The organism is Ancylobacter mangrovi, assembly GCF_024752355.1.
GTDB classification, from domain to species: Bacteria; Pseudomonadota; Alphaproteobacteria; order Rhizobiales; family Xanthobacteraceae; genus Ancylobacter; species Ancylobacter mangrovi.
On record NZ_JANTHZ010000001.1, the window covers coordinates 1,014,608 to 1,030,709 of the forward strand.

Sequence of the window (16,102 nt, forward strand, 5' to 3'; positions counted from 1 at the left end):
GGCATGAAGCCGAGGGCGAGCTGCGGCCGGCACGCCGCTGCCGCCACGACGAGACGATGCGTTCGAGGGACCGCCATGAAGCACATTCTCGATGAGCTCGAACAGCGCCGCGCCGGCGCCCGCATGGGCGGCGGCGAGCGGCGCATCGACGCGCAGCACAAGCGCGGCAAGCTCACCGCCCGCGAGCGCATCGAGCTCCTGCTCGACAGCGGCTCCTTCGAGGAGTTCGACACCTTCGTGCAGCACCGCTGCACCGATTTCGGCATGGAGAAGACCAGGACCCCCGGCGACGGCGTCGTCACCGGCTGGGGCACGGTGAACGGGCGCAAGGTCTTCGTCTTCGCCAAGGACTTCACCGTGTTCGGCGGCTCGCTCTCGGAGGCGCATGCGGCCAAGATCACCAAGATCCAGGACATGGCGCTGAAGACCCGCGCGCCCGTCATCGGGCTGTTCGACGCCGGCGGCGCGCGCATCCAGGAGGGCGTCGCCGCGCTCGGCGGCTATGGCGAGGTGTTCAAGCGCAACGTTCTCGCCTCCGGCGTCATCCCGCAGATCTCGGTCATCATGGGTCCCTGCGCCGGCGGCGACGTCTATTCGCCGGCCATGACCGACTTCATCTTTATGGTCCGCGACACCTCCTACATGTTCGTCACCGGGCCGGACGTGGTGAAGACCGTCACAAACGAGAGCGTGACCTCGGAGGAGCTCGGCGGTGCCAAGGTGCACACCTCCAAGTCCTCGGTCGCCGACGGCGCCTATGACAACGACGTCGAGTGCCTGCTGCAGATGCGCCGGCTGATCGACTTCCTGCCGGCCAACAACCGCGACGGCGTGCCGGAATGGCCGAGCTTCGACGATGCCGAGCGGCTCGACGCCTCGCTCGACACGCTGGTGCCGGACAATCCCAACAAGCCCTACGACATGAAGGAGCTGATCGCGAAGACCGTCGACGAGGGCGACTTCTTCGAGATCCAGGAAGCCTTCGCGCGGAACATCATCACCGGCTTCGGCCGCATACAGGGACGGACCGTCGGGCTGGTCGCCAACCAGCCCATGGTGCTCGCCGGCGTGCTCGACGCCGACGCCTCGCGCAAGGCGGCGCGGTTCGTGCGCTTCTGCGACGCGTTCGAGATCCCGATCGTCACCTTCGTCGATGTGCCCGGCTTCCTGCCCGGCACGGCGCAGGAATATGGCGGGCTGATCAAGCACGGCGCCAAGCTGCTCTTCGCCTATTCGGAAGCGAGCGTGCCGCTCGTCACCATCATCACCCGCAAGGCCTTCGGCGGCGCCTATGACGTGATGGCCTCCAAGCATATCGGCGGCGACGTGAACTATGCCTGGCCGACGGCGCAGATCGCGGTGATGGGCGCCAAGGGTGCGGTGGAGATCATCTTCCGCGCCGACATCGACGACCCCGCGAAGATCGCCGAGCGCACCGCGGAATATGAGGCGCGCTTCCTCTCGCCCTTCGTGGCGGCCGAGCGCGGCTATATCGACGAGGTGATCACGCCGCGCTCGACGCGCAAGCGCATCGCCCGGGCGCTCGCCCTGCTCGCCTCGAAGAAGGTCGAGGCGCCGATGAAGAAGCACGACAACCTGCCGCTGTGAGGCTCACGCATGTTCAAGAAGATCCTCATCGCGAACCGGGGCGAGATCGCCTGCCGCGTCATCAAGACGGCGCGGAAGATGGGCATCAGGACCGTCGCCGTCTTCTCCGACGCGGACAAGGACGCTCTCCACGTCGCCATGGCGGACGAGGCGGTGCCTATCGGCGCCGCGCCCGCCGCGCAGTCCTACCTGCTGGCGGACAAGATCATCGAGGCGTGCCGGCAGACCGGGGCCGAGGCGGTCCATCCCGGCTACGGCTTCCTGTCCGAGCGCGCCTCCTTCCCTGAAGCGCTGGCGGCGGCGGGCATCGTCTTCATCGGCCCGAACCCGGGCGCGATCGAGGCCATGGGCGACAAGATCGAGTCGAAGAAGGCAGCGGCCGCCGCCAGCGTCTCGACCGTCCCCGGCCATCTCGGCGTCATCGAGGATGCCGACCATGCCGCAAAGATCGCCGACGAGATCGGCTATCCGGTGATGATCAAGGCTTCGGCCGGCGGCGGCGGCAAGGGCATGCGCATCGCCTATTCGCGCGACGAGGTGAAGGACGGCTTCGACCGCGCGCGCTCGGAGGCGAAGTCCTCCTTCGGCGACGACCGCGTCTTCGTCGAGAAATTCATCGTCGATCCCCGGCACATCGAGATCCAGGTGCTCGGCGACAAGCACGGCAACGTCATCTATCTCGGCGAGCGCGAATGCTCGATCCAGCGCCGGAACCAGAAGGTGGTCGAGGAGGCCCCCTCCCCGCTGCTGGACGAGGCCACCCGCCGCCTGATGGGCGAGCAGGCCGTGGCGCTAGCGAAGGCGGTGAACTACGACAGCGCCGGCACGGTGGAATTCGTCGCCGGGCAGGACCGCTCGTTCTACTTCCTCGAGATGAACACCCGTCTGCAGGTGGAGCATCCGGTCACCGAGCTCGTCACCGGCATCGACCTCGTCGAGCAGATGATCCGCGTCGCCGCCGGCGAGAAGCTGGCCATGACCCAGGCCGACGTGAAGCTGAACGGCTGGGCAGTCGAATCGCGCGTCTATGCCGAGGACCCCTACCGCAACTTCCTGCCCTCCATCGGCCGGCTGTCGCGCTACCGCCCGCCGGCGGAAGCGGTGAAGGACGGCGTCACGGTGCGCAACGACACCGGCGTCTACGAGGGCGGGGAGATCTCGCTCTATTACGACCCGATGATCGCCAAGCTGATCACCCACGCGCCGACCCGCGAGCAGGCGATCGAGGCGCAGGCGGACGCGCTCGACGCCTTCGCCATCGACGGCATCCAGCACAACATCCCGTTCCTGTCCGCGCTGATGGCCCATCCGCGCTGGCGCGAGGGCCGGCTCTCCACCGGCTTCATCGCCGAGGAGTACAAGGACGGCTTCCACGCCACCGCGCCGAGCCCGGTGCTGGCGCGCCGGCTCGCCGCCGTGGCGGCGGTGATCGACAATGTCGGCAATGCCCGCAAGCGCGCCATCAGCGGCCAGATCGCCGGCCGGCCGGTCATGTTCGAGCACCAGCGCATGGTCCGGCTGGGCGAACTCGCCATCCCCTGCGAGGTCGACCGCGCAGCGGGCGGCTTCATCGTCACCTTCCTCGGCGCCGACGGGAAGCCGCAGGACACGCACGAGCTGCGCTCGGGCTGGCAGCCGGGCGAGCCGGTGTGGAACGGCGTGTTCGACGACGAGGCGATCAGCGTACAGGTGCGCCCGCGCCTCAATGGCGTTAGCCTCGCCCATCGCGGCGTGGCGGTCGATGCCCTCGTCTACACCCATCGCGAGGCCGAACTCGCCGCGCTGATGCCGGTGAAGCTGGAGGCTGGCAGCGGCAAGCAGTTGCTCTGCCCGATGCCCGGCCTCGTGGTCTCGATCGCCGTGGCCGAGGGCCAGGAGGTGAAGGCCGGCGAGGCGCTGGCCGTGGTCGAGGCGATGAAGATGGAGAACGTGCTGCGGGCGGAACGCGACGCCACCGTGGCCCGGATCCTCGCCAAGGCCGGCGACAGCCTCGCCGTGGACGCCGTCATCCTGGAATTCGCCTGAGGAGGGCCTCATGGATGCGCTCACCGATCTCGACCTCGCCTCCTTCCCGCCCGCGAGCCGGGCGGACTGGCTGAAGCTGGTCGAGGGCGTGCTGAAGGGCGCGCCCTATGACAGGCGGATGGTGACGCGCACGCCCGACGGCTACACGCTCGACGCCCTGCCCGAGCGGCGCCGGGACGCGATGCCGCTCGCCGGACGGCCGGCCGGCGCGCCATGGCGCATCGTCTCCCGGATCGACCACGACAACCCCGCCCTCGCCAACGAACAGATTCTGGAAGATCTCGACGGCGGGGCCGACGGCATCGGCCTCGTCTTCGCGTCCGCCCCCTCCGCCCGCGGCTTCGGCCTGCCCGTGCGCCACGAGGAACTGGTGGCGGTGCTGCAGGGGGTGATGCCGGAGCTGATCACGCTGCGGGTCGAGGCGGGTCAGTTCCAGGGGCGCGACATCGCGCTCGCCCTCGCCCGGCTGTTCGAGAAGCACGATCCGGCGCGGCTCGACCTGCGCTTCGGGCTCGATCCGATCGGCGATCTGGCCGCGCTCGGCAGTGCGCCGATCGAGTGGGACGCACTCGCTGCCCGGCTCGGCCAGACCGCCGGCACGCTGCGCGGGCGCGGCTTCACCTCGCCCATGCTGCGCGCGGACGGGCGCATTCATCACGATGCCGGTGCCACGGACGCGCAGGAGCTCGCCGCCGTACTGGCGACGGCGACGGCCTATCTGCGCGCGCTGGAGGCCGCCGGGCTGACGCTGGAGGAAGCGGCCGCCGCGATCGAGGTGACGCTGACTGCGGACGTCGACCAGTTCGGTACGCAGGCCAAGCCCCGCGCCTTCCGCCAGCTCTGGGCGGCGATGCTCGGCGCCTGCGGCGCGGAGGCGGTTCCGGTCGCCATCCATATGGAGACTGCCTGGCGCACGCTCACCCGGCACGATCCTTACGTGAACCTGCTGCGCGGCACGGTCGCCGCCTTCGCGGCGGGCACGGGCGGCGCCGACAGCCTGACCGTGCTGCCCTTCACCCAGGCGCTCGGCCTGCCGGACAACGCCGCGCGCCGGCTCGCCCGCAACACGCAGATCCTGCTGATCGAGGAATCGAACATCCACCGCGTCGCCGATCCCGGCGCCGGCGCGGGCGCGATCGAGGAACGCACCGAGAAGCTCGCCGCGGCGGCATGGGACATCTTCCGCGACATCGAGCGCGAGGGCGGCATGGTGGAGGCGCTCACCGCCGGCACCTGGCAGCGCCGCCTTGCCACCGCGCGCGCGGCGCGGACGAAGGAAGTGGCGACGCGGCGCCTGCCGCTGACCGGCACCTCGGAATTCCCGCTGCTCGGCGAGAGCGTGCCGCCGGTCCTGGCGCCGCCGCGCCCCGTGCCCATCCCGGGGGGCGAGGGTGCGCTGAGCTGCGAGCCGCTCGCCGGCCATCGCCTCGCCGAACCGTTCGAGCGGCTCCGCACCGCGGGCGAGGCGGCCAATCCGGCGCCTCGGGTCTTCCTCGCCAATCTCGGCACGCCGTCCGATTTCACCGCGCGTTCGGGCTTCGCCCGCGCCGCCTTCGAGGTTGGCGGCATCGCCGCCCTCTCCAATGACGGCTTCACCGACTGGGGCGCGCTCGCCGAGGCCTTCCGGGCCTCCGGCGCGGGCATCGCCTGCCTGTGCTCCTCGGACGAGGTCTACGCGACGTCAGCGGTCGAGGCGGCGCGGGCGCTGCGCGCGGCGGGTGCGGGCACGCTCTATCTTGCCGGACGCCCGGGCGAGCAGGAGGACGCCTGGCGCGCGGCCGGGGTCGAGGTCTTCCTCGCGGCGGGCGACGATCTCATCGCCTTTCTCGCCGGTGCCCACCGCCGGCTCGGCATCGATGCCACACGGGAGGTCACGTCATGAGCACGGGCAGGACGACCGGCGGCGCCAGCCGCATCCCCGATTTTTCCGCCATCGAATGGACGGCGCCCCGGCCTCCCGCGCCGGCGGCCGCCGCCGAGGCGTGGCAGACGCCCGAGCGCATCGCGGTGAAGCCGGTCTACGGACCGCACGACATCGAGGGCCTCGGCTTCGTCGATTCCTATCCGGGCATCGCGCCGTTCCTGCGCGGACCTTATCCCACCATGTACGCGACCCGGCCGTGGACGATCCGGCAATATGCCGGCTTCTCGACCGCCGAGGACTCGAACGCCTTCTACCGCCGCAACCTCGCGGCGGGTCAGAAGGGGCTGTCGGTCGCCTTCGACCTCGCCACCCATCGCGGCTATGACAGCGACCATCCGCGCGTCGCCGGCGATGTCGGCATGGCGGGGGTGGCGATCGATTCCATACTCGACATGCGCACCCTGTTCTCCGGCATCCCGCTGGACCGGATGAGCGTGTCCATGACCATGAACGGCGCGGTGCTGCCGGTGCTCGCGCTCTATGTCGTCGCGGCGGAGGAGCAGGGCGTGAAGCCAGCCCAGCTCTCCGGGACCATCCAGAACGACATCCTCAAGGAGTTCATGGTCCGCAACACCTACATCTACCCGCCCGGCCCTTCGATGCGCATCATCTCCGACATCTTCGCCTTCGCCTCGAAGGAGATGCCGCGCTTCAACTCGATCTCGATCTCCGGCTATCACATGCAGGAAGCCGGGGCGACGCAGGACCTCGAGCTCGCCTATACGCTGGCAGATGGCGTGCAATATGTGCGCGCGGGCGGCGAGGCGGGCCTGCCTATCGACAGCTTCGCACCGCGCCTCAGCTTCTTCTGGGCGATCGGCATGAACTTCTTCATGGAGGTCGCCAAGCTGCGCGCCGCCCGCCTCATCTGGGCGAAGCTGATGAAGGAACTGGGCGCGCAGAGCGAGAAGTCGCTGCCGCTGCGCACCCATTCGCAGACCTCGGGCTGGAGCCTGACGGCGCAGGACGTGTTCAACAACGTCATGCGCACCATGGTCGAGGCGATGGCGGCAACCCAGGGCCACACCCAGTCGCTGCACACCAATGCGCTCGACGAGGCGCTGGCGCTGCCGACCGACTTCTCCGCCCGCATCGCCCGCAACACGCAGATCCTGCTGCAGCAGGAGAGCGGCACCACGCGGGCGATCGACCCCTGGGGCGGGGCCTATTACGTCGAGCGCCTGACGGCCGATCTCGCCCGCCGCGCGCTCGGCCACATCGCCGAGGTCGAGGAGCTCGGCGGCATGGCCAAGGCGATCGAGGCCGGCATTCCGAAGCTGCGCATCGAGGAAGCCGCCGCCATCACCCAAGCGCGCATCGACGGCGGCGCGCAGAGCGTGGTCGGCGTCAACAAGTACCGGCCCCTGCGCGAGACCCCGATCGACGTGCTGAGGGTCGACAATTCGGCCGTGCGCGCCGCCCAGCTCGAGAAGCTGAGGCGCCTCAAGGCCGAGCGCGACCCGAAGGCGGTGGAGGCCGCCCTGACGGCGCTGGAGAACGGGGCGGCGGGCAAGGGCAACCTGCTCGCGCTCGCCATCGATGCCGCCCGCGCCAAGGCGACGGTGGGGGAAATCTCCGACGCGCTGGAGCGCGTCTTCGGCCGGCACCGCGCCGAAATCCGCGCGGTCTCCGGCGTCTATCGCCGGGAGGCCGAAGCGATGACCGACAAGGTGGGCCGCGTCCGCGCCATGGTGGACGTGTTCGAGCACGAGGAAGGCCGGCGCCCGCGCATCCTGGTCGCCAAGGTCGGGCAGGACGGGCACGACCGCGGGCAGAAGGTGATTGCCTCGGCCTTCGCCGATCTCGGCTTCGACGTCGATATCGGCCCGCTCTTCGCCACGCCGGAGGAAGCCGCCCGCCAGGCGGTGGAGAACGACGTGCACGTCATCGGCATCTCCTCGCTCGCCGCCGGGCACCTCACCCTCGTGCCGCAGGTGAAGGCGGCGCTGGCGGCGGAGGGCCGGCCGGACATCATGGTGGTGGTCGGCGGCGTCGTCCCGCCGCAGGACTACGACGCGGTGCACGCGGCCGGCGCGGAGGCGATCTACCCGCCGGGCACCGTCATCGCCGACGCGGCGGCCGAGCTGCTCGCCAAGCTCTCCGGCCGTCTCGGCCACAAGCAGGCGGCGGAATAGCGCCGCCTCAGGCCGGCTTCTGCGCCGACTTGAGCGGATTGAACGCCCAGACCAGCACGGTCATGATGCTGACCCCGATCACGATGCCGACCAGCCGGTCGACCGGCGGGTCGAGCGAGGTCGGCGGCCCCGCGCCCACCAGCGTCACCAGATAGGCGATCGCCGATTGCGTGCCGATATAGGCGTTCGGCGACTTGGCGAGGTGCAGCCGGGCGAAGGTGAACACGCCGAAGAACAGCGCGGCGGTCCACCACCACGGGTCGGAAGCATCGATGCCGATGACGATGAGCCCCGCCGTCCCGCCGATGATGCAGCCGAGGATGCGCTGGAAACCCCGGTGGCGCGTCGCCATCGGGTCGCTGTCGACCACGATCAGGCTGGAGATCAGCACCTGGGGGAGCTGCGGCAGGTCGAAATAGGCCCAGATCAGCACGATGATGATGGTGCCGAGCCCGGCGATCAGCGACTGGCGCAGCGCGTTCTCGGGGGTGGCGGCGCTCGGCTGCGCCACCAGATGCGCCGGCAGTTCGCCCGCGCGCGGGCCGAGCGCCCAGTTCGACAGCGTGCCGCAGACCACGCCGATCATGATCTCGTAGCAGCGGTCGAAGGCGAAGTCGTAGAGGTCCTGCGGCTGGACCATGGTGTAGAGCATGACCAGCATGAAGGTCAGCGCGCCGTAGAACCAGGCATAGCCATAGGCACTGCGCTGGCGGCCATAGGTGCCGAGGGCGGCGGAGGCGGTGACCAGCACCGCCTGCTGCACCGGCAGCCCTTCCATCCACTGGCCGACGAAATAGCCGAGGGTCACGCCGATGAGCGTGCCCGTCACCCGCAGCACGCCCTTGGTGAACAGCGCGTCGCGGTCGGTATTGGCGATGATCATCACGCTGAGCGCGGCCCAGTAGGGCTCGGCCAGCCCCATCCACAGGGCGATGTAGACCGCGACGAGCACGCCCGAGGCTGTGGCGAAGGCCTGTCGGGCGACGTCGTCCATCGCTAGAACCAGATCAGCACGCGGGCATCCGCGCCGTTGAACAGCCGCAAGCCGTCCGGCCAGTCGTCGAGCGTGACCTCCACCGGGAAGCGCCGCGGCAGCCGCACCCAGTCGGTCGTCGGCGCCACATAGGGCACGACCTCCGGCACATCCGGCGAGCGCGCCACGCCGGTGGCGATGCCGCTGACATGGCCTTCATGGATGACCCAGGGATCGGAGCCGAGCGTCAGCCACACCTTCTGGCCGACCTGCAGCCGGGCGAGATGACGCTCGGCGACGTTCGCGACGATGCGCCGGCGCCGCTCCGTCACCAGCGCCAGCACCTTGGAGCCGGGCTCGAGATAGTCACCCTGCCTTGTGGTGAAGGGTGCCACATGCCCCGGCTCGGGCGCGGCCACAGTGGTCTTGGAGAGATCGTACTGCGCCTTGTCGAGCGCGGCATTGGCGGCGGCGATGTTCGCCTGCGCCACCGTCACGCGGCGCGCGGCCACGCTGAGCTGGGCCTGCGCCATCAGCACATTGGCGCCGGCGGTGGCGACGTCGCGGGTGGCGACGTCCAGATTGGCCTCGGTCGAGAAGCCCTCGGTCGAGAGCGACTTCACCCGTCCCAGCGTCGCCTGGGCGTTGGTCTGCACCGCCTCGGCCGAGGTGACGTTCGCCTTCGCCGCCGTCACCTCGTCGTGGGCGAGTTCCAGATCGGCCTTCGCCTGCGCGAGCGCGGCCTGCGTCTCCTCGAGCTTGAGCTGGAACGGGGTCCGCTCGATCTCGAACAGCAGGTCGCCCGCCGCGACGGGCTGGTCGTTCTGCACCGCGAGGCGGGAGACCGGGCCCTCGATCTGCGAGGAGATGACGACGATGTCGCTCATCACATAGGCGTCGGAGGTGTAGGCGAAGAAGCGGACGCTGATCTCGTAGAGCGCGAAAAGCGCGATCGCCACGCCCACGATCAGCGTCACCGGATGGCGCAGCAGGCGGCTCAGCATGTAACCACGAATCTCCCGCATCCCGCGCGGCGGTTGCCGGCATCATCGCGGTTTTGCAGGCGGTCCTCAATCCGTCCCGCACGCGCTCTTCACAGCGGCGGATGCGGGATCGAGGACAGAAGCTCGCGCGTATAGTCCGCCTTCGGCGCCGCCATCACCTCGGCGGTGCGGCCCTCTTCCACGATACGCCCCGCGCGCATGACGATGACGCGGTCGCACAGCATGCGCACCACTTCGAGATCGTGGCTGACGAAGATGTAGCTCATGCCGAGCCGGACCTTGAGGTCCTGCAGCAGGTTGAGCACCACGGCCTGCACCGAGACGTCGAGCGCGGCGGTCGGCTCGTCGAGCACGACCAGATCGGGATCGAGCGCGATCGCCCGGGCGATGCCCACGCGCGCCTTCTGCCCGCCGGAGAGCTGGTGCGGGAAGCGGTCGAGAAACTGCGTGGGAAGGCCGACCAGCCCGGCCAGTTCCTCCACCCGCGCGCGCAGGGCGCCGCCGCCGAGACCCGTTCCCATGCGCATCAGCGGATCGGCGATGGCGCGGGCGGCGGTGAAGCGCGGGTTGAGGCTGTCGGTCGGGTCCTGGAACACGAGCTGGATGCGCGGGCGGAAGGACGAGCGGGCGAAGCGGCGCGCCGGCATGGCGCCGATGTCCTCGCCGTCGAACAGGATCCGCCCGGAGGTCGGATCGGCGAGGCGCATCACCATCATCGAGGTGGTGGACTTGCCGCAGCCCGATTCACCCACAAGGCCGAGGCTTTCGCCCCGCGCGACCTCGAAGCTGATGCCGTCCACCGCGCGGAAGGGTGCGTCCGCCTCCGCGTCCGCGCTCCTGCCGAACAGCTTCGCGAACCCGCCGCCGCTTCCCTGGCGCGGATATTCCTTCACGAGATTCTCGACCACCAGCAGCGGCTCGCCCGTCTTTGCCGGCATCGCCGCGGGCATGGGCGGCGCCGCCTCGGGCACCGTGCCCTCCGGCAGCAGGTCGCGCAGGCCGATGCCGGGACGCGGCGTCGCACGCATAAGCTTGCGGGTATAGACGTGCTGGGGGGCACGGAAGATCGCCTCGGCGGTGGCGGATTCCACCACCTTGCCCTTCTCCATCACCATCACCCGGTCGCAATAGGCGGCCGCCAGCCCGAGATCGTGGGTGATGAGGATGGTCGCCATGTTGCGCTCGCGCGCGAGCTCGACCACGAGGTCCATCACCGCCTTCTGGGTGGTGACGTCGAGGCCGGTGGTCGGCTCGTCGGCGATGAGGAGCTGCGGCCGGCAGGCGAGCGCCAGCGCGATCACGATGCGCTGGCACATGCCGCCCGACAGCTCGAACGGATAGGCGTGGTAGCGCTCCTCCGGCCGGGCGATGCGCACGGCCTTCAGCACCTCGATCGCCTTCTCCCTGGCATCGCTCGGTTGCGCCTGCACATGCTCGATCAGCACGTCCTCGATCTGCTTGCCGACCTTGCGGATCGGGTTCAGCGCCGCGCGCGGGTTCTGGAAGATCATCGACATCTCGCGCCCGCGCAGGGCGCGCACCGTGCTCTCCGAGGCGTTGCCGACATCGACGCCGCCGAAGGTGATGGTGCCCTCGGCGATGCGGCCGGCACGGTCGAGGATGCGCATGACGGTGTAGGAAGTGACCGACTTGCCGGAGCCGGATTCGCCGACGATGCCCAGCGTCTCGCCCCGGCCGAGGGTGAGGTTCACCTTCTCCACCGCCCGTACCGCGCCGCGCCGGGTGGCGAACTCGACGGTGAGGTCCTGCACGTCGAGAAGCGGCGGCTGCATGTGGTTGGCCCCGTGCGCGATGTCGGTGCGGATGTTCATGGCCCGCTCTCCTCAGGTGCGCCGCTGCGGATCGACGAGGTCGCGCAGGCCGTCGCCGAGCAGGTTGAAGCAGAACACCGCGAGCATGAGCGTCACGCCCGGGAAGAAGGCGATCCACCATTCGCCGGAGATGATGAAGGAGGCGCCCTCGGCGACCATGATGCCCCATTCGGGCGTGGGCGGGCGCACACCGAGGCCGATGAAGGACAGGCCCGCTGCGTTGAGGATGGCGTAGCCCATGGTCAGCGAGACCTGCACCATCATGATCGGCAGGATGTTGGGCGCGATCTGCCCGAGCAGGATGCGCAGCTCCGAATTGCCGGTCAGCCGCGCCGCCTGCACGAAGCCGGCCTCGCGGCGGATGTTCGCCTCGGCGCGGGCGACGCGGACATAGAGCGGGAAGTTGATGATCGCGGTGGCGATGATGATGTTCGTCACCGTGTTGCCCATCGCCGCGACGATGCCCATGGCGAGGACGAACAGCGGAAAGGCCATGATGGTGTCGGAGACGCGCCCGACGATCTGGTCGGTCCAGCCGCCGAAATAGCCGGCCGCGAGGCCCGCGAAGCCGCCGACCACGAACACCAGCGCGACGGATGCAACGGCGATGGTCATGTCGAGCCGGCTCGCCACCACCACACGCGAGAAGATGTCGCGCCCGAGTTGGTCGGTGCCGAACCAGTGTGTCGCGCTCGGCGGCTGCAGCGCGGCGGCGGTGTCGCTCGCCAGCGGGTCGTACGGCACGACATAGGGGCCGATCAGCGCCGCGACGACGAGCAGCGCGAACAGCCCGAAGGCGATGCCGGTGACCGGGTTCTCGGCCATGATGTGGCGCGCATGGGAGAACAGGTTGTCCCGGGCGGGCGGGGCGTCGGTTGCGGTGGCGAGGCTCATGGCGGATCTCCTCACGCTTCGATGCGCACGCGCGGATCGACGAGGCCGTAGAGAATGTCGATGGCGAGGTTGAGCAGCACGTAGAGGATCGCCATGGCGAGCACGAAGCCCTGCACCGGCGCGTAGTCGGAGGTGATCAGCGCCTCGATGGCGTAGGAGCCGATGCCCGGCCAGGCGAACACCTTCTCCACCAGCACGTTGGCGCCGAGCAGGAAGGAGAACACCATGCCGAGCGTGGTGATGACCGGCAGCAGCGCGTTGCGGAAGGCGTAGCCGAGCACGATCTTCGAGGGCTTCAGCCCGCTCGCGCGCGCCGTGCGCACGAAGTCGGAGGCGAGCACGGCGAGCATGGAGGCGCGCGTCATGCGCGCGATCGGCGCCAGCGAGAAGATGGCGAGCGTCACCGCCGGCAGCCAGATCTGCGAGAAGGCGGCGCGGAAGGTCTCGAAATCGCCGGTCGCCAGGCTGTCGATCAGGTAGAAGCCGGTGATGTCCGGCGGGGCGGAATAGAAGAAGTCGAGCCGCCCCAGCGGCGCCGGCGCCCAGCCGAGCCGGAAATAGAAGACATAGACCAGCAGAAGGCCGGTGAAGAAGACGGGCAGCGACACGCCGGCGGTCGCCACGATCCGGCACAGATGGTCGATCCACGAGCCCTGCCGCACGGCGGCAAGGATGCCGAGCGGCACGGCGATCAGGATCGACAGCAGCAGGCCGAGCAGGGTCAGCTCGGCGGAAGCCGGCAGGCGCGCGCGCAGATCGTCGAGCACCGGCTGGCCGGTGGTCAGCGAATTGCCCAGATTGCCGGTGGCGAGGTCCTTCACATAGGCGACGAACTGCACCGGCAGCGGCTTGTCGAGGCCGAGCTTGGCGCGGATCTCCTCGATCGCCTGCGGCGTCGCCGCCGGGCCGGCGAAATAGGCCGCCGTGTCGCCCGGCAGCACCCGGGTCAGCAGGAAGGTGACGATGATGACCCCGATGATGCTCGGTATCGCCGTCGCAAGACGCCTGGCTATCTGGGCAAGCACGCGCAACCCTCCGCGGTTGAGAGTACGACCGTCCTTTCGGACCACGGCGGCCGTCGCCGTGGTCCGCACATCGCCGCGGCGCCGTAGGCGCGCGCCGCGCTACCCTCAGCCCTTCTTCAGGGTCCGGTAGTCGAGCTGGCGGTGGAACCAGTACTGGTAGCCGGTGATCGGCTTCTGCATCGCGACGCTGAGATAAGGCTGGTAGAGCGGCACGCGCGGCACGTCGGCGAAGGCGATGTCGATGAAGCCGTCGACGTCCTTGTTGTAGGTCGGCCAGTCGGCCGCCGCCGCCGCGGCGCGGGCGCCGTCGATCAGCTTGTCCATGGCCGGGTTCTTGTAGCTCATCGTGTTGAACAGCGTGTTCTGGCCATGATAGCACCAGAAGAAGAAGTATTCGGGATAGTCGAGCCAGCCCGAGAAGAAGTTGGAGATGAGCGGCATCTCCTTCTTGATCAGCTCGCCGCGCCAGTTGGCGCCCGGGATCTTGTTCAGCGTCACCTTGATGCCGATCTGGCCGAGGCTCTCCTGCACCAGCGTGCAGAGCGGCTCGTTGATCGCCGCCGAGCCGAGGTCGAAGGACAGCGTGGTCTCGAAGCCGTCGGCATAGCCGGCCTTCGCCATCAGTTCCTTGGCCTTGGCGATGTCGGTGTCGTAGGCGTGGGCCTGCGGCCAGACCGGCTCGCTCACCGTGTTCGACTTGGCGCCGTAGAGCGGCTTGGCGAGGCCGAACAGCACCGCGTCCATGATCTTCTGGTAGGGCAGCGCATAGGCCACCGCCTGGCGCACCCCGAGCTTGTCGAAGGGCGGCTTGGTGACGTTCATGCCGATATACTGGATGCCGTTCGAGATCGGGTTGGAGATGACCTTCACCTTCCCTTCCTTGTCGAGCTCCACGAAGTCCTTGGCCGGCAGGTCGAAGGAGATGTCGGCGTCGCCGCGCTCGATCAGCGCCCGGCGGTTGCCGGCGGAAGGCACCATGCGCCACACCACGCGCTTCAGCGCCGGCATCGGGCCGCACTTCCAGGAATCGTTGCGCTCGAACAGCACCTCGGTGCCGGACTGCCACTTCGTCACCTTGTAGGCGCCGCCCCCGGCCGTGTTCTGCTTGGTGTATTCGAGGCCCCACTTGTCCTGCTCGGTGGCCTTGGACTGCACCAGCCTGGAGTTGAACACCGACGGCACGATCACCGCGAGGTCCGGCATGGTCAGACGGTCGGGGCGGATGAAGTCGACGCGGAAGGTGTGGTCGTCGACCGCCACGAACTGCTCCGGCTTCTCCAGCGAGCCGGCCTTCATCTGCACGGTCGGGAAGCCGCCGACCGACACCGCGCGGTCGAAGGACCACTTCACGTCCTGCGCCGTCACCGGCGAGCCGTCGTGGAAGGTCGCGTCCTTGCGCAGCTTGAAGGTGACCGAGTCCGGCTTGAGGTCCCACTCCTCGGCAAGCTCGGGCACCAGCTTGTCGCGGTCGTAGCTCTGCGTGCCGTCCGGCATCGTCTTGGTGCCGTAGCTCATCAGGCGGTCGTAGCAGTTCCACGCCACCTCGTAGCCGGGACGGTTGGTGCCCACGCCATGGATGTCGAGATTGTTCGGACCGGACTCGCTGACCAGCAGCAGGGTCTCCTGCCGCGCCGACTGCGCGCTCGCCGACGACCACACGGCCGGGGCGGCGACGCCGGTAGCGGCGGCGGAGGAAACAACGGCGGCGGACTTCAGAAATTCACGACGGTTCATGGAAGGCCGAGCTCCGGGCAATGTCGGATGGAAGGTACCGCTGCATTCTCTGGCCAATACTGTGCATGCAATTTCGTGAATTTGCGTGCTCAAATTGTTTTCACGCTTGCTCAAATTCTGGCCTGTATGCAATTCCCGATTCATGGCAAGGATAGGCGGTGTTCTTTCGGCGAGTGCAGCAGGATAGGCGCCCACCCATGTCGGATGACCGGCAGACGCGGACCGAGAAGCTGGCGAGCGAGATCGCCGATGCCATTCTCGACGGCACGCTGGCGCCCGGCAGCCGCCTCGACGAGCATATGCTGGCCGCCCGCTACGGCACCTCGCGCACCCCGGTCCGCGAGGCGCTGCGCCAGCTCGCGACCACCGGGCTGATCGAATTGCGCCCGCGCCGCGGGGCCATCGTCGCGCAGGTGACCTCGGACGAACTCGAGATGCTGTTCGTCGCCATGGGCGAACTGGAGGCGACCTGCGCCCGGCTCTCCGCCATGAGCATGACGCCGATCGAGCGCCGGCGCCTCGGCGCGCTCTACGACTCCATGGGCGAGATGGTGGCGCAGGACGACGTCCCCGCCTACACCGCCGCCAACACCGCGCTGCACGCCATGTTCTATGCCGGGACCCACAATCCCGTGCTGGCGGAGATGACGGCCGGGCTGCGCCGGCGCGTCGGGCCGTTCCGGCGGGCGCAGTTCCGCGCCCCGGGCCGGCTCGCCCTGTCCCATGCCGAGCACGGGGCGGTGGTGCGGGCCGTGCTCGGCGGCGATGCCACTGCGGCCCATGCCGCCATGCTGCACCATGTCAGCCTGGTCGAGGACGCCTTCGAGCAGCTCGTCGCGACAGCGATGGAAGCGCCGGGCTCTTCCCCCCACCGGGCGAAGGCCGGCTGACCATCTCCCAAAGCGAACGGCGGTGACGTCCGACGGCAATGGATCTCGCCATCGCCGC

Annotated in this window: 11 protein-coding genes; 5 read left to right on the plus strand and 6 right to left on the minus strand. The window is 69.2% G+C overall.

From position 1 onward, the window contains the following. Positions 1–75 precede the first annotated feature (75 nt). From NVS89_RS04790 to scpA, 4 genes are read left to right on the plus strand one after another with little or no spacing between them, the layout of a single operon-like run. A complete protein-coding gene (locus tag NVS89_RS04790; protein WP_258731349.1) occupies positions 76–1,608 on the plus strand; it encodes an acyl-CoA carboxylase subunit beta in 1,533 nt (510 codons plus the stop codon). A 9-nt stretch (positions 1,609–1,617) separates the two neighbouring features. Next, the gene (locus tag NVS89_RS04795) at positions 1,618–3,633 is read left to right on the plus strand and encodes an acetyl-CoA carboxylase biotin carboxylase subunit (protein ID WP_258731350.1); all 2,016 of its coding nucleotides are present in this window, start codon (positions 1,618–1,620) and stop codon (positions 3,631–3,633) included. A 10-nt stretch (positions 3,634–3,643) separates the two neighbouring features. Next, positions 3,644–5,515, plus strand: coding sequence for a methylmalonyl-CoA mutase family protein (locus tag NVS89_RS04800; RefSeq protein WP_258731351.1), 1,872 nt, complete (start codon positions 3,644–3,646; stop codon positions 5,513–5,515). Next, the gene (scpA, locus tag NVS89_RS04805) at positions 5,512–7,692 is read left to right on the plus strand and encodes a methylmalonyl-CoA mutase (RefSeq protein WP_258731352.1); all 2,181 of its coding nucleotides are present in this window, start codon (positions 5,512–5,514) and stop codon (positions 7,690–7,692) included. The genes NVS89_RS04800 and scpA overlap by 4 nt, the downstream gene beginning before the upstream one ends. 7 nt (positions 7,693–7,699) lie before the next feature. Here scpA and NVS89_RS04810 read toward each other — a convergent pair whose 3' ends face one another. From NVS89_RS04810 to NVS89_RS04835, 6 genes are all read right to left on the minus strand, one after another. Further along, complete coding sequence (locus tag NVS89_RS04810) at positions 7,700–8,686, minus strand: FUSC family protein (protein ID WP_258731353.1); 987 nt, start codon at positions 8,684–8,686, stop codon at positions 7,700–7,702. Positions 8,687–8,688: 2 nt separating this feature from the next. Beyond that, the gene (locus NVS89_RS04815; RefSeq protein ID WP_258731354.1) at positions 8,689–9,669 is read right to left on the minus strand and encodes an HlyD family secretion protein; all 981 of its coding nucleotides are present in this window, start codon (positions 9,667–9,669) and stop codon (positions 8,689–8,691) included. A gap of 89 nt (positions 9,670–9,758) precedes the next feature. Then, positions 9,759–11,501, minus strand: coding sequence for a dipeptide ABC transporter ATP-binding protein (locus tag NVS89_RS04820; RefSeq protein ID WP_258731355.1), 1,743 nt, complete (start codon positions 11,499–11,501; stop codon positions 9,759–9,761). Positions 11,502–11,513: 12 nt separating this feature from the next. Further along, positions 11,514–12,395, minus strand: a complete 882-nt coding sequence (locus NVS89_RS04825) for an ABC transporter permease (RefSeq protein WP_258731356.1) — start codon at positions 12,393–12,395, stop codon at positions 11,514–11,516. An 11-nt stretch (positions 12,396–12,406) separates the two neighbouring features. After that, a complete protein-coding gene (locus NVS89_RS04830) occupies positions 12,407–13,420 on the minus strand; it encodes an ABC transporter permease (protein WP_258731358.1) in 1,014 nt (337 codons plus the stop codon). Positions 13,421–13,525: 105 nt separating this feature from the next. Further along, positions 13,526–15,154 carry an ABC transporter substrate-binding protein gene (locus NVS89_RS04835; protein WP_258731359.1) on the minus strand — a complete coding sequence of 543 codons (1,629 nt, stop codon included), beginning with the start codon at positions 15,152–15,154 and terminating at the stop codon, positions 13,526–13,528. A 197-nt stretch (positions 15,155–15,351) separates the two neighbouring features. Here NVS89_RS04835 and NVS89_RS04840 point away from each other — a divergent pair, with 197 nt between their 5' ends. Beyond that, positions 15,352–16,044: a GntR family transcriptional regulator gene (locus tag NVS89_RS04840; RefSeq protein ID WP_258731360.1), complete on the plus strand. Its 693-nt coding sequence runs from the start codon at positions 15,352–15,354 to the stop codon at positions 16,042–16,044. Positions 16,045–16,102 lie beyond the last annotated feature (58 nt).